Origin of the sequence: Xanthomonas chitinilytica, from assembly GCF_026107455.2 — a bacterium.
GTDB lineage: Bacteria > Pseudomonadota > Gammaproteobacteria > Xanthomonadales > Xanthomonadaceae > Stenotrophomonas > Stenotrophomonas chitinilytica.
In genome coordinates this window covers 307,733-324,891 of the sequence record NZ_JAPCHY010000003.1, presented here as the reverse complement: position 1 = coordinate 324,891, position 17,159 = coordinate 307,733, and the positions used below count along the sequence as shown (strand labels likewise).

Annotated in this window: 17 protein-coding genes and 1 tRNA gene; 8 read left to right on the top strand and 10 right to left on the bottom strand. The window is 68.7% G+C overall.

Annotated elements, in window-relative coordinates; translation table 11 throughout:
* Window positions 1-67: 67 nt before the first annotated feature.
* The 6 genes from OK345_RS05395 to OK345_RS05370 all read right to left on the bottom strand — a co-directional run bounded on the left by OK345_RS05395 (window position 68) and on the right by OK345_RS05370 (window position 6,137).
* Complete coding sequence (locus OK345_RS05395) at window positions 68-1,426, bottom strand: sensor histidine kinase (protein ID WP_265126899.1); 1,359 nt, start codon at window positions 1,424-1,426, stop codon at window positions 68-70.
* On the bottom strand, window positions 1,419-2,096 hold the full coding sequence (locus OK345_RS05390) for a response regulator transcription factor (protein ID WP_265126898.1): 678 nt from the start codon (window positions 2,094-2,096) through the stop codon (window positions 1,419-1,421). The genes OK345_RS05395 and OK345_RS05390 overlap by 8 nt, the downstream gene beginning before the upstream one ends.
* Before the next feature lie 75 nt (window positions 2,097-2,171).
* Window positions 2,172-2,639: a hypothetical protein gene (locus tag OK345_RS05385; protein ID WP_265126897.1), complete on the bottom strand. Its 468-nt coding sequence runs from the start codon at window positions 2,637-2,639 to the stop codon at window positions 2,172-2,174.
* A gap of 256 nt (window positions 2,640-2,895) precedes the next feature.
* Entirely contained in the window at window positions 2,896-3,774 is an 879-nt protein-coding gene (gene rimK, locus OK345_RS05380) for a 30S ribosomal protein S6--L-glutamate ligase (RefSeq protein ID WP_265126896.1), read from the bottom strand.
* Between the two features lie 315 nt (window positions 3,775-4,089).
* Window positions 4,090-4,163, bottom strand: a tRNA-Gly gene (locus tag OK345_RS05375).
* Between the two features lie 141 nt (window positions 4,164-4,304).
* Complete coding sequence (locus tag OK345_RS05370; protein ID WP_265154949.1) at window positions 4,305-6,137, bottom strand: autotransporter domain-containing protein; 1,833 nt, start codon at window positions 6,135-6,137, stop codon at window positions 4,305-4,307.
* A 147-nt stretch (window positions 6,138-6,284) separates the two neighbouring features.
* On the opposite strand from OK345_RS05370, the gene thiS reads away from it, so the two are divergent.
* The 4 genes from thiS (at window position 6,285) to OK345_RS05350 (ending at window position 9,999) form a co-directional block, all read left to right on the top strand.
* Window positions 6,285-6,485, top strand: coding sequence for a sulfur carrier protein ThiS (gene thiS / locus OK345_RS05365; protein ID WP_265126895.1), 201 nt, complete (start codon window positions 6,285-6,287; stop codon window positions 6,483-6,485).
* 98 nt (window positions 6,486-6,583) lie between these two features.
* Complete coding sequence (locus tag OK345_RS05360; RefSeq protein WP_265126894.1) at window positions 6,584-7,378, top strand: thiazole synthase; 795 nt, start codon at window positions 6,584-6,586, stop codon at window positions 7,376-7,378.
* The gene (gene trmB, locus OK345_RS05355; protein WP_265126893.1) at window positions 7,378-8,112 is read left to right on the top strand and encodes a tRNA (guanosine(46)-N7)-methyltransferase TrmB; all 735 of its coding nucleotides are present in this window, start codon (window positions 7,378-7,380) and stop codon (window positions 8,110-8,112) included. Before OK345_RS05360 ends, trmB begins: the two co-directional genes overlap by 1 nt.
* Before the next feature lie 33 nt (window positions 8,113-8,145).
* Window positions 8,146-9,999, top strand: coding sequence for an SLC13 family permease (locus OK345_RS05350; RefSeq protein ID WP_265126892.1), 1,854 nt, complete (start codon window positions 8,146-8,148; stop codon window positions 9,997-9,999).
* 213 nt (window positions 10,000-10,212) lie between these two features.
* Here the strand turns inward: OK345_RS05350 and OK345_RS05345 are convergent, their stop codons facing one another.
* The gene (locus OK345_RS05345) at window positions 10,213-10,578 is read right to left on the bottom strand and encodes a Rieske (2Fe-2S) protein (RefSeq protein WP_265126891.1); all 366 of its coding nucleotides are present in this window, start codon (window positions 10,576-10,578) and stop codon (window positions 10,213-10,215) included.
* Window positions 10,579-10,744: 166 nt separating this feature from the next.
* Here OK345_RS05345 and OK345_RS05340 point away from each other — a divergent pair, with 166 nt between their 5' ends.
* The 4 genes from OK345_RS05340 to OK345_RS05325 all read left to right on the top strand — a co-directional run bounded on the left by OK345_RS05340 (window position 10,745) and on the right by OK345_RS05325 (window position 13,848).
* Window positions 10,745-11,023: a hypothetical protein gene (locus OK345_RS05340; RefSeq protein ID WP_265126890.1), complete on the top strand. Its 279-nt coding sequence runs from the start codon at window positions 10,745-10,747 to the stop codon at window positions 11,021-11,023.
* A gap of 54 nt (window positions 11,024-11,077) precedes the next feature.
* Window positions 11,078-11,788, top strand: coding sequence for a fumarylacetoacetate hydrolase family protein (locus OK345_RS05335; protein WP_265126889.1), 711 nt, complete (start codon window positions 11,078-11,080; stop codon window positions 11,786-11,788).
* Between the two features lie 57 nt (window positions 11,789-11,845).
* The gene (mscL, locus tag OK345_RS05330; RefSeq protein ID WP_265126888.1) at window positions 11,846-12,259 is read left to right on the top strand and encodes a large-conductance mechanosensitive channel protein MscL; all 414 of its coding nucleotides are present in this window, start codon (window positions 11,846-11,848) and stop codon (window positions 12,257-12,259) included.
* Window positions 12,260-12,420: 161 nt separating this feature from the next.
* Window positions 12,421-13,848 (top strand): M28 family peptidase, encoded by a 1,428-nt coding sequence (locus OK345_RS05325; protein WP_265126887.1) that lies wholly within the window; start codon window positions 12,421-12,423, stop codon window positions 13,846-13,848.
* A 138-nt stretch (window positions 13,849-13,986) separates the two neighbouring features.
* On the opposite strand, the gene OK345_RS05320 is transcribed toward OK345_RS05325, so the two are convergent.
* Genes OK345_RS05320 through OK345_RS05310 form a run of 3 tightly spaced genes read right to left on the bottom strand, consistent with a single transcriptional unit; the run spans window position 13,987 to window position 17,091 of the window.
* Window positions 13,987-14,802, bottom strand: a complete 816-nt coding sequence (locus tag OK345_RS05320) for a class I SAM-dependent methyltransferase (RefSeq protein ID WP_306332086.1) — start codon at window positions 14,800-14,802, stop codon at window positions 13,987-13,989.
* The gene (locus OK345_RS05315; RefSeq protein WP_265126886.1) at window positions 14,799-15,632 is read right to left on the bottom strand and encodes a TrmH family RNA methyltransferase; all 834 of its coding nucleotides are present in this window, start codon (window positions 15,630-15,632) and stop codon (window positions 14,799-14,801) included. The genes OK345_RS05320 and OK345_RS05315 overlap by 4 nt, the downstream gene beginning before the upstream one ends.
* The gene (locus OK345_RS05310; RefSeq protein WP_425510952.1) at window positions 15,625-17,091 is read right to left on the bottom strand and encodes an alanine/glycine:cation symporter family protein; all 1,467 of its coding nucleotides are present in this window, start codon (window positions 17,089-17,091) and stop codon (window positions 15,625-15,627) included. Before OK345_RS05310 ends, OK345_RS05315 begins: the two co-directional genes overlap by 8 nt.
* Between the last annotated feature and the right edge of the window lie 68 nt (window positions 17,092-17,159).

Here is a 17,159-nt window from a genome sequence, read left to right as displayed (position 1 = left end):
CATCGGTCAATGGCCGGAGTCTGAGGCGTATCGCGCTGCGGGCCGCCGGGAACACACCGGGCACCGGTCAGGCCTTGGTCGCTTGCTCAATCGGCGAAGGCTGGAACGTCAATGTGGCCACCACGCCGCACGAACTCCCCGGGCGCACGCTCACCTGCCAGCCATACAACGCACACAGGCGGCTGACGATCGACAATCCGATGCCGCCGCCCTGCGAATGCCCCGCATGGGTACCACGGTAGCCACGCTGGAACAGGCTGGCCGCGTCCTCCTCGCTGAGGCCGGGGCCGGTATCGATCACCTCGACGGCGTTGTCCAGTACCCGGACCAGCACCTGGCCTTCCTGCGAATACTTCACCGCGTTGCCGATCAGGTTGCCGAGCGCCACCGACAGCGCCGCTTCCGGCGCATCGATCACCAGTCCGCGCTCGCCCTCCAGCACCAGCTCCAGCGGCTTGCCGCCAAGCTGGGCGCGGTGGGCATCCAGCAACTGCTCGGCAACCCGGGCGACATTGCTGGTGCCATGCCCGCGTTCGTTGCGCGACAGCAGCAGCAGCGAACCGATCAGGTCACTGCATTGCTGTTCGGCACGCTGGATGCGTTGCAGGCGCTGCAGCACCTTCTCGTCCAGCCCGGGCCGAGCCAGCAACAACTCGGTGGCGCCACGGATCACCGCCAACGGCGTACGCAGTTCGTGGCTGACATCCGCGTTGAACTCGCGGTCGCGCTGCACCACCTGGGTCAGGCGCGCCGAATAATCGTCCAGCGCTTCGGCCAGCTGCCCGACCTCGTCGTCGGGGAACCGCTGGGCCAGCGGCTCGGGGTTGCTGGTGCCGCCGCGATAGGCCCGCAGGCGCGCGGCAAGATCGGATACCGGACGCATCACCCGCGAAGCCGACCACCAGCCGATCAGCAACGACAGTCCGCTGAACACCAACACCGAAAGGTACAGCGTGCGCTTGAGCTGGCTCTCGCCGCGCAGCGTCTGGGTCATGTCGTAAGCGAGGAAGAACCATTCGTTGGCGGTCTTGCGCACCGCCAGCTTGTAGGAGAAGGGGTTGCCCTGTTCGTCGCGGCCGGTGATGGTATGGATGCCGTCGGACAGGTCGTACCAGTCCGGCTCCTCGCTGCGCAGGCTCTCGAATTTGTCGCTCTTCACCACGCGCCCGAACATCTGCTGCACCGGCAGGTCCGGGTTGCGCGAAGGATCGGTATAGAAGCGCCGCGCGAACTCGTCGATGTTGCGGTTCATCACGTCTTCGACGAGTTGGTTCTCCACTCGCGCACGCGCCCAGTTGGTGGCGAACGCGAACAGCGCTGTCAGGCAGAAGCCCAGCAGCACGAACGAGACGATGATGCGGCTGCGCAGCCTGCGCCGGTAGCGTCCCCGCCGGCGCACCCCCTTGGGCAACGCGTCTTCAGGCATCGGGTGCGGCGATGCGGTAACCGATGCCATGGCGGGTCTGGATCATGGGCACGTCGAACGGCTTGTCCACCACCGCACGCAAGCCGTGGATGTGCACGCGCAGGGAGTCCGAGTCAGGCAGCTCCTCGCCCCAGACGCGGGTTTCCAGTTCCTGCCGCGTCACCACCGCCGGCGAGGCTTCCATCAACGCCTGCAGGATCTTCAGCGCGGTGGGATTGAGCTGCAGCAGCTTACCCTGGCGACGGACCTCCAGCGTATCGAGGTTGTATTCCAGGTCGCCGGTTTCCAGCACCCGCGTATGCACGCCCTTGCCGCGACGGGCAAGGGCGTTCAGCCGCACTTCCACTTCCTGCAGTGCGAACGGCTTGATCAGATAGTCATCGGCGCCGGAATCGAAGCCGGCCAGCTTGTTGTCCAGCGAATCACGCGCGGTCAGCATCAGCACCGGCGTCTGCTTGCGCGCCTCGTTGCGCAGCTTGCGGCAGACCTCGATACCGTCCATGCCCGGAAGGTTGAGATCCAGCACGATGGCATCGAACTCGTGCACCACCGCAAGATGCAATCCGGTGACCCCGTCGGCGGCGAAATCCACGGTATGGCCGCGATCCTCGAGGTAGTCCCCGAGGTTGGCCGCGATGTCGCTGTTGTCTTCGATTACGAGAATGCGCACTTTGACCTCAATTTTTATCAAGCCAACCATCGGACCATGTCATTAACTCCACACACCGTGGCTAGCTTGGCAGTTTCACCGTGTGGCGTTGGGCACATCGCTCCTGCGCTGCTCACGGAAGACATTGGTGGCGTTCTCCCGCGCCTCGCGCCGCTGCGCCACGGTCATGCATAGATTTTGCGGACGATTGCTGCCAATCGGGCGCTCACGACGGCAAATCAGGCGACTGTCTTCACGCGCCTTGGTGAGCAGGGTATTGATGAGTTCCTGATCGTTGAATACCTGGACCTTGTCGGCCTCTCCCAGGTTCGCTGCAATGCCATCATCACCCAGCTTCTCGGCCATGCGCGCCAGTGCCGCCCCGACTTTGCTGCGATCCTCCCGGCTGATCTCGCTGTAGGTTTTGCCATCGGCGAGCGCCACTTCGATCCGCTGGCGCTGCTCGCCAAATGGAACCTTTGCATCAAGTTCCTGCGTCCCCTTACTCGCCACGGCAGTACTGGAAACAGCAAGCAATGCAAAAAGAATGGCCTTGCGGTGCATACGACGGTCTCTCCTTGAGAATTCAAAGGCCAATGTAGCCCGCCCGGTCATATGCAACAAGGCGAAGGTATCGGAACAAAAAACAAGGCCCAGGCAGGTAAGCGCCTGGGCCGAAATGATGTATCCCGATTACCGTTCCTGCTGAGGAGGGCAGAGCTGCGGTCTGGTGGAGACTACCGACAGACCGATTAAACACTTGTTAAGAGAAGGGAAGAAAACCGGGAAACCCGCTCGCACAGACTCAAACAATTGATAATCAACGGTTTTTCATGGAACCCAGGTAGTCGATGATGCGTCCGGCGACATCGATCCGGCAGACCGCCTCCACCCCTTCCAGCCCAGGCGTGGAATTGACTTCCAGCACCAGCGGCCCACGCCGGGCACGGATCAGGTCCACGCCGGCCACACCCAGCCCCAGCGCCTTGGCCGAGCGTACCGCGACCTGCTGCTCGGCGCGGGTGGCCACCGCCGGCTCCGCCCTGCCACCGGCGTGCAGGTTGGAACGGAAGTCGCCCTCCGGCGCCTGTCGACGCATGCTCGCCACCACCTGGTCGCCCACCACCAGGCAACGCAGGTCGGCGCCTTCCGCCTCGCCGATGAACTCCTGTACCAGGAAATTGGCGTACAGCCCGCGCAACGCCTCCACGATGCCGCGGGATGCGCTGGCCTTCTCGGTCAGGATCACTCCCCGCCCTTGCGTGCCTTCGTTCAACTTCACCACGTGCGGCGCCGGCCCCAGCATCGACAACAGGTCGCCGGTGTCGTCCGGGTTGTCGCCAAATACCGTCACCGGCATGTCGATGCCCTTGGCCGCCAGGATCTGGTGCGCGCGCAGCTTGTCGCGCGCGCGCAGGATCGCGTCGGAAGGATTGGGTGTACGCGTGCCCATCATCTCGAACTGGCGCAGCACCGCGGTCCCGTAGCGGGTCACCGAGGCGCCGATGCGCGGGATCACCGCGTCGTAGCCGGTGATCGGCCGCCCCTTGTAATTCATGCTGAAACCGTCGGCGGCGATGCGCATGTAGCAGCGCAGCGGATCGAGCACCCGCACCGTATGGCCGCGCTCGCGCCCGGCCTCGACCAGGCGCCGGGTCGAATACAGCTTGCTGTTGCGGGAAAGGATGGCAAGCTTCATCGCGGCGCGCAGGGGGCAGGAAAGCGCGAAGCATAGCCTGCGCCAGATACAAGGCGATGACGTCTGCGCGTCGTTCCGCCGAGCGCCGGGCAGCGGCCATGCGAATGCGCGACCCCTGACGGGCGCTTCTTCCGGCCTGCCAGGTACAGATGAGGGTCTGGCCGTATTCGCCAGCGTCGATGATCCGACTGGCGACAACGCCCGCAAGCAGCGAGCGCGTGCCGGCAGGCGCGCAGATCCGGGCAGGTGGAAGCAGGGCCACGGCTGCGCGGCAAACCGCGGAAGCGCTGGCGCGAATGCGCAGACGCTGCGATATGGAGCGGGCGAAGGGAATCGAACCCTCGTCAGTAGCTTGGGAAGCTACAGCTCTACCATTGAGCTACGCCCGCGCGGCGCAGTGAAGTCTATTCGGGTCGCGGGCCAAAGTGCAACGAGCACGCCGGGCGGAAGCCCGGCGTGCCCGCGGGAACGGGAAGCCCGGGACAGGCTTCCCGTCAAGGCGACCCGGCCCTGGCCGGACCGCCCTCGGCTCAGAAACTGCCGCTGAAGCTGGCGAACAGGGTGGCGTCGCGCGCGCCCTTCTGCATCGTGGTGGTGCTGATGCCGATGTTGCTGTTCAGGCCGCGCAGCGACAGCCGGGCGCCCAGCACCACGGTGGCATAGTCGCGGTCGAACTCCAGCCCCGGGACGGTATAGCTGCCCACGTCCGGCATGCTCTGCAACCAGGCGCTGGCCTGGCTGCGATCCTCGAACTCGTGGTCGTAGGTCACCTGCGCATACGGCTGCACACGGCCGCCGTCGAGGCGCAGCTGCCAGCCGATGCGGCCGACGGTCGAATCCGCGTCCTGGTCGTCGTAACCCAGTGCGGTGGCGCTGGGGTCGCTCTCGACATAGCCGTCGAGCTTGACCTTCTGCCAGATCACCCCCGCCACCGGGCCATGGCGCAGGCCGCCCTCGGCACCGAACTCGTAACCGGCATTGAGCGCGACGGTCAGGTTGCTGCCGTCCGGCGAACCGCGGTGGATGCGCTTGGCCGGCCCCAGGTTGACCTGGCGGTGCACGTCGTAGTCCAGCCAGCTGTAGCTGGCCTGGCCGTTGACCCAGGCATGGTCGCCATACCAGCCGGCGAACAGGCCCAGGGTGGTGTCCGAATGCTTGAATTCGCCGCCGCTGTTGCCGAAGTCGGCGTCCATCCGGCCGTAGCCGGCGAAGCCACCCAGCACCATGCCGCCGCGGGCCCAGTCCAGGCCGAACAGCCCGGCCGGCGCCAGGCCGTCGTACAGGTCGGCGTGGTCGTAGCGCTGCATGTCGCCGCGCACGTTGCCCCACCAGGTCGTGCCGTCTTCCTGCGGTCCGGCCAGGTGGCCGCTGACCTGGTCGGCGCGGGCGCGTCCGGTGGTCTGCGCCGAATGCGTGAGCACCTGCTGCAGGCGCGGCGCTTCCAGGATCGAGAGCGCGTACTGACCCAGGATCTGGTGCGCCGCGGTGGTCGGGTGCACGCCATCGGCGAACACGTAGCTGTTGGCCGCATCCGGGCTGACATAGGTGGTCGGGTTGCAGGTCAGCGACTGTGCGGTGATCTGCGGCTGGCAGGCGGTGCCGGTGACGTTGCTGAAACCGTAGGTGCCGGGATCGGCGACGATTTCCTGCAGGATGGTGAAGGTATCCACCGGGATGACCTTCAGCCCGGCCTGCTTCAGGCCGCCGAACAGGGCGTCGTTGTAGGCCTTGGCCAGCGCCGTGCCCTGCGCCATCGCCACCGCGCCACCGGCGCGGGAGGCCGGGGTCAGGCCGATGTCCGGGATGGTGGGTACCACGATGTACTGGGCGCCGGCGCCGCTCAGGGCACCGACGATGCCGACCTGGTCGGTCACCGCCGCGCCGATGATGGCCTGGGCCTGCGAAGGATTGGCCTGTATCTGGAACAGGTCGTTGGCGCCGCCCCAGACCGAGTACAGCGCGTTCGCATCGGCCTTGCCGCCGTTGGCGGCCAGGTAGGCGCTGGCCTGGGTCTTCAGCGACGGGGTCAGGCCGAGCGGACCGACCTCGTCCACGCCCACCCGGGCGCCACCGACGGCGTAGTTGTCGCCGCCCTGGCCGTTGCCGTTGGAGACGGCATTGGTGCCGTAGTGGTCGGCCACGTATTCGGACCATACCCAGCCCGGGTTGGTGGTGAAGCGGCCGACGATCGCGGCGCTCGGATCCAGCTGCATCAGTACCGGCCGAAAGTGGCCGGAGTCGGTCAGGCTGTCGCCGAAGAACACGGTCTTCGAGTAGGGCGACTGCGCCAGCGCCGGGGTGGCGGCCAGGGCAATGGCCAGCGCGATCGCCGAGCGGATCGGACGGAACCGGGAAGAGGGCATCGTAAAGCTCCTGCAATGATCGGATGGGAAAGACGGCCGGCAGCGTACGCCGCCGCACGGTGCAATGGTTTCACCGCACCGGCCGCCATTCACGCTGCGCTGCCGCATGGAGCGGCCTTTTCCGCGTACCGATGCGAGAATGACGGCATGGACATCAAGCTCAATGGCGAACTCCGCCAACTGCCGGACGACATCACCGTGACCGCCCTGCTCGACAGCGAGGGCCTGGCCGGGCGCCGGGTCGCCGTCGAGGTCAACGGCGAGATCGTGCCGCGCGGCCAGCATGCCGGCCGCGTGCTCGGCGCCGGCGACGTGGTCGAGATCGTGCACGCGCTGGGTGGCGGCTGACCCGGCCCCGGCGCGGCAGGATGCGGCAAGGCAGCGCGTTCCGGTCGCAACGCCGCACCGCGTCGGCAACCGGCGGCGCGATGGGCGATAATTCGGCGATGAATGCACACGCCCCCACCGATCCGCTGGTCATCGCCGGCAAGACCTACGCGTCACGGCTGTTGACCGGAACCGGCAAGTTCAAGGACCTGGAAGAAACCCGGCTGGCCACCGAGGCCGCCGGCGCCCAGATCGTCACCGTCGCCATCCGCCGCACCAACATCGGCCAGAACCCGGGCGAACCCAACCTGCTCGACGTGCTGCCGCCGGACCGTTACGCCATCCTGCCCAACACCGCCGGCTGCTACACCGCCGAGGACGCGGTGCGCACCTGCCGGCTGGCGCGCGAACTGCTCGACGGCCACAACCTGACCAAGCTGGAAGTGCTGGGCGACCAGAAAACCCTGTACCCGGACGTGATCCAGACCATCAAGGCCGCCGAACAGCTGGTCGCCGACGGTTTCGAGGTCATGGTCTACACCTCCGACGATCCGATCCTGGCCAAGCGCCTGGAGGAAATCGGCTGCGCCGCGGTGATGCCGCTGGCCGCGCCGATCGGCTCGGGCCTGGGCATCCAGAACAAGTACAACCTAATCGAGATCATCGAGAACGCCAAGGTGCCGATCATCGTCGATGCCGGCGTCGGCACCGCCTCCGATGCGGCCATCGCGATGGAGCTGGGCTGCGACGGCGTGCTGATGAACACCGCCATCGCCGGCGCCCGCAACCCGGTGCTGATGGCCGGCGCCATGCGCAAGGCGGTCGAGGCCGGGCGCGAGGCGTTCCTGGCCGGGCGCATCCCGCGCAAGCGCTACGCCAGCGCCTCCTCGCCGGTGGACGGGTTGGTCGGCTGATGACGGATCCGTTTTCCAGCGCCGGCTCCAAGGCGCCACCCAAGCCGTTCACGGTCACCGAGGGCCGCCGCGAGGTGCGCAGTTTCGTGCTGCGCCAGGGCCGCTTCACCCCGGCCCAGCAGCGCGCGTTCGACGAGCGCTGGCCGCGCTTCGGGCTGGATTTCAGCGGCCAGCCGCGCGATCTGGACGCCACTTTCGGCCGTGCTGCGCCCAAGGTGCTGGAGATCGGCTTCGGCAACGGCGCCGCGCTGCGTTTCGCCGCCCGCCAGGACCCCAGCCGCGACTACATCGGCATCGAGGTCCACGCCCCGGGCGTGGGCCGCCTGCTCAACGCACTGGCCGAGGACGGCGCCGACCACGTGCGCCTGTACCACCACGATGCGGTGGAAGTGCTGGAGAAGGAGATCGCCGACGGCGCGCTGGACGAGATCCGCATCTACTTCCCCGACCCGTGGCACAAGAAGCGCCACAACAAGCGCCGCCTGATCCAGCCGGCGTTCGCCGCGCTGCTGGTGCGCAAGCTGCGCAGCGGCGGCCGCTTGCATGCGGCCACCGACTGGCACGACTATGCCGAGCAGATGTGGGACGTGCTCGACGCCACGCCGGGGCTGGTCAACCGCGCCGGTCCGCGCGGCCACGTCGAGCGCCCGGTCTGGCGCCCGCAGACCCATTTCGAGACCCGCGGCCAGAAGCTCGGCCACGGCGTCTGGGACCTGCTCTACGACCGCAACTGACCGCGCAGACGCCGACAGGAACCGCGCCACCCCATGGAAACCGCGCTGACGCTGACCAACGACATGAAGCTCGTCCTCGGGCTGGTCGGCTTCACGATGGCGATGTTCCTGTTCGAGCGCATCCGAGCCGACGTGGTGGCGCTGGTGGTGCTGGTGGTGCTGGGCATCACCGGGCTGATCGCGCCGGAGGAGATCTTCGGCGGTTTCTCCGGCAACGCGGTGATGAGCATCATCGCCACCACCATCCTCGGCGCCGGGCTGGACCGCACCGGCGCCCTCAACCGGCTCGCCTCGTGGCTGCTGCGCCGTTCCCACGGCATGGAACAGCGGCTGCTGATGATGACCACGGCCATCGCCGGCCTGAACTCGTCCTTCATGCAGAACCCGTCGGTGATGGCGCTGTACCTGCCGGTCGCCTCGCGGCTGGCCGCGCGCACCGGGCTGAACCTGCAGCGGCTGCTGCTGCCGATCGCCGCGGCCATCGTCATGGGCGGCGCGCTGACCATGGTCGGCAATTCGCCGCTGATCCTGCTCAACGACCTGCTGGCCTCGGCCAACAACAACCTGCCCTCGGGCATGGCCACCATCGAGCCGCTGCGCATGTTCGCGCCGCTGCCGATCGGCGTGGCGCTGCTGGTCGCCTCGCTGCTGTACTTCCGCTTCCGCGGCGACCGCATGCTGCGGGAAGAGGAGGAGCAGGCGCAGGCCGGCGACGGCGTCACCCCGTCGCGCACCGAGAGCTACTTCGCGCGGACCTACGGCATCGACGGCGACGTGTTCGAGCTGGTGGTGACCGCGGAAAGCCCGCTGGTCGGCATGACCCTGGGCGAGGCCGAGAACATGCACGACGCGCCGCTGCTGCTGGCGCTCAAGACCGGCAACGACACCCGCCTGGCGCCGCCGGCGGACATGCGCATCTGGGTCGGCAGCGTGATCGGCGCGATGGGCTCGCGGCAGCAGGTGGCGGACTTCGCACAGAACCACTTCCTGCGCCTGTCCTCGCGCCTGCGCACCCTGGGCGACCTGTTCAACCCCAGCCGCGCCGGCATCTCCGAGGCGGTGGTGCCGCCGACCTCGCGCTTCATCGGCAAGAGCGCCGGCGAGCTGCGGCTGCGCAAGCAGCGCGGCATCAGCCTGCTGGCGATCAACCGCGACAAGCAGGTGATCCGCGAGGACGTGCGCAACATCGCGCTGCGCGCCGGCGACATGCTGGTGTTCCACAGCATCTGGCAGGACCTGGCGCAGGCCTCGGAAAGCCGCGATTTCGTGGTCGTCACCGACTACCCGAAGGGCGAACAGCGCCCGCACAAGTTCAAGATCGCCATGACCATCTTCGCGATCACCATCCTGATCGCGCTGACCTCCAAGCTGCCGGTGGCGCTGACGCTGATGACCGGGGTGGCCGGCATGCTGCTGACCGGCGTGCTGCGCATGGACGAGGCCTATGCCTCGATCAACTGGAAGACGGTGTTCATGATGGCCGGGCTGATCCCGCTGGGCTGGGCGATGGATTCCAGCGGCGCGGCGGCCTGGATCGCCGGCCATACCATCGACCGCCTGCCCACCGGCATCCCGGTCTGGACCCTGGAACTGGCGCTGGCGCTGCTCACCACCGCGTTCTCGCTGGTGATCAGCCACGTCGGCGCGACCATCGTGATGGTGCCCATCGCGGTGAGCCTGGCGCTGGCGGCCGGCGGCAACCCCACCGCCTTCGCGCTGATCGTGGCGCTGTCGGCGTCCAACAACCTGATGTCCGCCTCCAACCCGGTCATCTCGATGATCACCGGCCCGGCCAACTACCAGCCGCGCGTGCTGTGGCGCGTCGGCGGCCCGCTGGCGCTGATCTACACCGTGGTGGTGGTGGCGATGATCAACCTGATGTTCTGAGCCCGGCATCGCCGGCCTTTCCCGCGCGGGGAGGCCATGTCCGCCCGGATCGTGTACCTGCGCCGGTCCCCCTGCCCCACTTCGCCGGTCCCAAGGTCCGCAGCTTCACCGCCAGTTCCGAACGCTGCGCGACGCGCGGCTGGCGCGGCGGCGGACCCGACCTTGTGCCAGGCGGCCACACCGGCTTTTGCCGCCGAACGGCCGGTGCGGCGCCTATTCGGCCAGATGGACCATGCCGTCCTGCACCCGTACCGCCACCGCGCGCAGCGTGTCGCCGCGGCAGGGGCCGGCCACGCATTCGCCGCTGCCGGTATCGAACGACGCCCCATGCGCGGCGCAGACCAGATGCCCTTCCCTGCTCTTGAGGAACTGCCCCGGCGCCCAGTCCAGGCGGCGGCCGGCGTGCGGACAGACGTTGAGCCAGGCCCGGACCTGGTCGCCGTCGCGGTACAGGATCAGCGATTCGGCATCCCCGGCCAGCACCGCCTCGGCGGCGAGGAATCCCTGTGGCGGAATGTCGTCGAACGGGACCAGCTCGGAAGACGGGGAAACGGCGGTGGTCATGGCGTCTGTGGACATCGGAAAACCCGGGGCATTGTCGCATGGCCGCCCGCAACACCAGGACAGCACGCACGCAAGCAATTGAATGAAAAGGGTAAAGGCTGAAAATTAACGGTAATTTCACTCTCTGTCACGGCACAGCCACGATACTGGCGCCTCATTGCCAGCAGTCAAAGAACCGTCGATGTATACCCGTCATTTCCAGTTTGGCGCTTTCCGCAACCTGTTCGAGCCGCGCAAGCCGCGCAACCCGCTCGTGCGCATTGCGATGGGCCTGCTGGGGCTGGCCATCCTCGCGGTGCTGGTGTTCGTCGGCGTGTTCGTCGGCGCGGCGATGATCCTGGTCGGCGTGGCGTGGAAGCTGCTGGCCTCGCGCAAGCGTCCGGCGGCGGCCGCCGCAGGCAACGTGGTCGATGCCGAGTACCGTGTCGTCCGCAAGCCGGTACTGCCGCTGTCGCGCTGAAGCCTACGCACCCGATCCGCTAGACTGCCGCGTCGTTGGTTCAAGGACGCGAGCATGACCGATCTGATTCCCGCACCCGCGCAGCCCCGTATCCCGGTGGCCGGCGGCGGCACCTTCCCGGTGCGCCGCATCTACTGCGTGGGCCGCAATTTCGCCGAGCATGCCCGCGAGATGGGCGCCGCCGCACCCGCCTCGACCGCCGAGCGCGGCCAGCCGATCTTCTTCATGAAGCCCGCCGACGCCATCGTCGTCGGCCACGGCGACCCGATCCCCTACCCGCCCGGTACCCGCGAGCTGCACCACGAGGTCGAGCTGGTGGTGGCCATCGGCCGCGATGCGCCGCCCGGCGTGCTGCCGGTGGAAGCGGCCGAAGCGCTGGTGCTGGGCTATGGCGTGGGCCTGGACCTGACCCGCCGCGACCTGCAGGCCGCAGCCAAGGCCAAGGGCGGGCCGTGGGACATCGCCAAGGGTTTCGACCATTCCGCACCGGTCAGCGAACTGGTGCCGGCCGGGGAAGTCGGCGACCTGGCCGCGCTGAACCTGTCGCTGGAGGTCAACGGCGAGGTCCGCCAGCAGTCGCTGCTCGACCAGATGATCTGGAACGTGCCGGAGATCCTGCACGAGCTTTCGAAACTGTACGCGCTGCGCGCCGGCGACCTGGTGTTCATGGGCACGCCGGCCGGGGTCGCCGCCCTGCAGCCCGGCGACCGCTTCAGCGCCCGGCTGGAGAACGTCGCCGAACGCCACGGCATGATCGCCGGCTGACGCCGGCCGGGTTACGCTTCGGCCCTCGCCCCCGCTTCGGACAATCAGGAGAAACCCATGGGAATGATCAGCGAGTTCAAGGAATTTGCGATGCGCGGCAACGTCATCGACCTGGCGGTCGGTGTCGTCATCGGCGCGGCGTTCGGCAAGATCGTCACCTCGCTGGTGGAGAAGGTGATCATGCCGCCGATCGGCTGGCTGATCGGCAATGTCGACTTCTCCGACCTGGCCTGGACGCTGGCGCCGGCCAAGATCGCCGCCGACGGCAGCGAAATCCCGGCGGTGGTGATCGGCTACGGCGACTTCATCAACACCATCATCCAGTTCCTGATCGTCGCCTTCGCCATCTTCATGCTGGTCAAGGTGGTCAACCGGCTGAGCCGCAAGAAGGAAGCCGAGCCGGAAGCGCCGCCGGCGCCGAGCGAGGAAGTGCTGCTGCTGCGCGAGATCCGCGACAACCTCAAACGCTAGGCATCGCTGCCACGCCCTCGAAAGCCCCGCCCGGCGGGGCTTTCCGCTTTGCGGATCGTGGCGGGATACAGCGTTCGCGGCGAGCGTGACCTCCCGCCCATGTGCGCCGGCCACGCGCTGCTAAGCTCTGGCGCTTCCATGCACTCAAGCCGGAGCAGTCCATGCGTCGTCGCGTCCTTGCCATCGCCTCCACCCTCGCCCTGCTGGCGGCCCCGGCCTTCGCTGCGGCGGCCGCCACCACGCTGCCACCCGAGTCGCTGGCAACCGCCGCGCAATTGCGCGAGCAGGCGCTGGCCGACGACACCGGCTGGAAGGTGGTGGAATCGCTGACCACCGAAGTCGGCCCACGCCTGGCCGGCAGCGAGGCCGATGCGCGCGCGGTGGAATGGGCCAAGGCCAAATTCCAGGCGCTGGGTTTCGACAAGGTGTGGACCGAGCCGGTGACCTTCCCCAAATGGGAGCGGCGCAGCGAGCGCGCCGAGGTGCTGGGTGCGCATGCGCAGCCGCTGGCGCTCACCGCGCTGGGCGGCAGTCCCGGCGGCATGATCGAAGGCGAGGTGGTGCGCTTCGCCGACCTGGAAGCGCTGCAGGCCGCGCCGGAAGGCTCGCTGGCCGGCAAGATCGCCTTCGTCGACTACCAGATGAGCGCCTCGCGCGACGGCAAGGACTACGGCATCGGCGGCGCGGTGCGCAGCAAGGGGCCGTCGGAAGCGATCCGCAAGGGCGCCATCGGCTTCGTCATGCGTTCGGCCGGCACCGATTCGCATCGCGTGCCGCACACCGGCATCACCCGCTTCGACGAGGGCCTGACGCCGGTACCGGCGGCGGCGCTGTCGGTGCCCGACGCCAACCAGCTGGCACGGCTGGCGGCGCGCGGCACCACCCGCATCCGGGTGACGCTGGATTGCGGCTGGGACGGCGAGTACACCTCGCAGAACGTGATCGGCGAGATCACCGGGCGCAGCCTGCCCAGGGAAGTGGTGGTGATCGGCGGCCACCTGGACTCCTGGGACCTGGGCACCGGCGCGGTCGACGATGCCGCCGGCATCGGCATCACCATGGCCGCCGGCCATCTGATCGGCAAACTCGAGCAGGCTCCCAAGCGCACCATCCGCGTGATCGCCTTCGCCAACGAGGAACAGGGGCTGCTCGGCGGCAAGGCCTACGCCGACGCACGCGCGGCGGCCGGCGAGATCGCGCTGCACCAGCTCGCCGCCGAGAGCGACTTCGGCGCCGGCCGCATCTACGCCTTCAACACCGGCTCGCCGAACCCGGACGGCTCGCGCGAGGCGACCGCGCAGATCGCCGAGGCGCTCAAGCCGCTGGGCATCGAATACGCGCCGGACAAGGGTGGCCCCGGCCCGGACATCATCCCGCTGGCGGCCAAGGGCGGCGCCTGGGCCTGGCTGGCGCAGGACGGCAGCGACTACTTCGACCTGCACCACACCGCCGACGACACCCTGGACAAGATCGACCCGCAGGCGCTGGCGCAGAACGTGGCCGCCTACACCGTGTTCGCCTACCTGGCCGCCGAGGCCGAAGGCGGCTTCGGCAGCGAGGCCAGGGAAACCGCGCCCCCGCAGGAGTAGGAGCGGCAACAGCCGCCGTCGTCCCCGCGCAGGCGCGGACCACGGCCACGGTTCCGCTGGCCGCTTCAAGCGGGCAACGGAACCATCGAATGCGAAGGCGCCCGCGGGCGCCTTCGTGCTTTCCGCGCCGGCAATCGCTCAGCGCGTGGCGCGGAACACCCACTGCCCCTGCGGCAGCCCGGCCCGCGGGTCGTGGACGCGCAGCACCTCGGCATCGCGGAAGCCGGCCTCGCGCAGCGCCGCCAGCAGGTCCCAGCCGAAATGGTGGAAGCACAGCACGCCGCCGGAGACCGGATCGCCGTGGTATTCGGGCTCCCCCGCGAAAGCCAGCTGGCCGTCGGCCTGGAACCACGCCACCCGGGTGCTGTGCGCGGCGTCCTGGTAGAACGGCACCGAGAACACCAGCACCCCGCCGGGGCGGAGCACGCGCGCCATCTCGCGCAGCGCGCGGGCGGTATCGGGAACATGCTCGAGCACGTCGAGGCTGACCACCGCATCCAGGCAGGCATCGTCGAAGTCGAGTGCGGTCACGTCGCGCAGGCGCAACCATTGGTACAGGCCGTGGCGCCACATCCAGGCCTGCAGCCGCAGCCGCCTGGCCAGGCCCAGCCCGTACTCGCCGCCATGCAGGCGACCGACCTGCCGGCGCAGCAGGCGATAGAAGCCGCTGGCCTGTTCGGTGGCGTAGACCCGCGCCTGCCCGGGCGCCGGCAGCGACTGCAGCAGCACCGCGGCCACCGAACGCTGCCGCGCGGTGGCGCCGCAGTTCCGGCAGTGCAGTCCTTCGCGGATGCTGCCGGCCGAAGGATCGCCCTCGAACGCCACGTCCTCGCGGCACAACGGACATTGCCCGCGCAGCGGCAACGGTGCCGGCGCGCCTTCCCGCTCCTGCGCCAGCCATGCCCCGGCCACGGACCGCCACTGCCCGAGATCGCGCAGCCCGCCGCGATTCACCCCACCGGCCTCCGGCTGGCGCCGATGGCCAGGAACACGGCGGTGGCCGAGGCGACGTTGAGGCTTTCCACCGCGCCGCTGCCGGGAATCGACAGGCGCAGGTCGCAGGCAGCGGCGAAATCGCGGTCCATGCCCTGGCCCTCGGCACCCATCACGTAGACCAGGCGCTGCGGCAATGCGGCCGCGAACAGGTCGTCGCCGCCGTCCACCAGGGTCGCGGCCAGGCTGAAACCGGCATCGCGCAGCTGCGCCGTCGCCTGCGCGGCGACCGGCAGCCGCACCAGCGGCACCGCTTCGGCGCCGCCTTCGGCCACGCGTGCCGCGGCCCCGGACAGCGCCAGGCCGGAACCGGCCGGCAGCAGGATCCCGGCCACGCCGAAATGCGCGGCCGAGCGCAGGATCGCGCCGAAGTTGTGCGGATTGCCCACGCCATCCAGCCACAGCGCCAGCGCCGGCCCGGCCGGCAACGCCGCCAGCCAGGCCGCCAGCGGCAGCGGCTCGGCCCGCAGCACGTCGGCCACCACGCCTTCGTGGTGGGTGGTCGCGGCCAGCTTGTTGAGGTCGCCCTCGGCCACCACCCGGTAGCCGACGCGGTTGGCCACGCACCATTTCAGCAGCGGCTGCAGCCGCGGGATCAGCGCCTCGGCCAGGTACAGCTTGCGCAGCGCCTGCGGCCGCGCGGCGAACATCGCCAGCACCGCGTTAACCCCGTACAGCCGCAGCTCGTCGTTGCCGCGCACCACGTTGCCGCCGGCCGCGGTCGCCGGTGGCGCCGTGGCGCGCGGCGGACGCGCGGACGGACGCCGCGCGGATTTCCAGGGATCATTCACCGGCGAGGGCCTTCTGCCGGCGCTCGCGCCAGAAGTCCGCATTGCGGATGCCCAGCGCGTCCGGATCGAACACCGGGTCCAGGCCCAGCTTCTTCTGTCGTTCGTAGTCGCGCAGGGCGGCCATCGCCGGCTTCTGCAGGATCAGGATGGCGATGATGTTGAGCCAGGCCATCAGGCCGACGCCGATATCACCCAGCGCCCAGGCCACCTTGGCGTTGTGGTAGGCGCCGAAGACCACCATCGCGATGATGCCCAGGCGCAGCAGCAGCGTCGCCAGCGGGTGGGTACGCCGGGTTCCGGCGATGTAGGTCAGGTTGGTCTCGGCCATGTAGTAATAGGCCATGATCGTGGTGAAGGCGAAGAAGAACAGCGCCAGCGCCACGAAGCCGGCGCCCCAGCCCGGCAGCACCGATTCCACCGCGGCCTGGGTGAACTGCGCTCCCTCGGAAGGCTGCACCCCCGGCACGCCGGTGAACACCGCCTCCAGCGTTTCCTTGCCGCCCTCCTTGACCACCCGGAACGTGTTGTACATGCCGGTGGACAGCACCAGGAACGCGGTGGAAGTGCAGACCAGCATGGTGTCGAAGTAGATGGCGAAGGCCTGCACGTAGCCCTGCTTGGCCGGGTGCGAGACCTCGGCGGCGGCGGCGGCGTGCGGGCCGGTGCCCTGGCCGGCCTCGTTGGCGTAGATGCCGCGCTTCACGCCCCAGGCGATGGCCTGGCCGATGATCGCGCCGAACGCGGCATGCGCGCCGAAGGCGCTGGAGAAGATGTCGGAGAACATCTGCGGCACCTTGTCGGCGTTGAGCACCATCACCGTCACCGCCATCAGGATGAAGGCCAGCGCCATGAACGGCACCACGACCTCGGCGAAGGTGGCGATGCGCTTGATGCCGCCGAAGATGATCGCCGCCAGCAGCAGCGCCACGCCCAGGCCGATCCACAGCTTCATCGCCCCCATCCCGCCGACCGCGGCGCAGCCGTCGGCGCCGCTGCACAGCACGTTGCTGGCGCTGTCGGCGATGGCGTTGGCCTGCACGCCCGGCAGCAGCAGGCCGGTGGCGACGATGGTAGCGATGGCGAAGGCGGTGGCGTACCACTTCAGGCCCATGGCCTTCTCGATGTAGTACGCCGGGCCTCCGCGGTAGCGGCCCTCGGCGTCCTTGGTCTTGTAGACCTGCGCCAGGGTGCACTCGACGTACGAGGTCGAGGCGCCGAGGAAGCCCATCACCCACATCCAGAAGATCGCACCGGGACCGCCATAGGCGATGGCGGTGGCGACGCCGGCGATGTTGCCGATGCCCATGCGCCCGGCCATGGAAATGGCCAGCGCCTGGAACGAGGACACGCCGGCCTCGGACTTCTGCCCGGTGACCGTCAGCCGGCACATCTCGGCGAAGCCGCGGACCTGCATGACGCGCGTGCGCAGGGTGAACCACAAGCCTGCGCCCAGGCACATGACGATGAGGGCGTTGCTCCAGATGATGTCGTTGATGAAATTGATTACTTCTTCCACGCGCTCTCTCC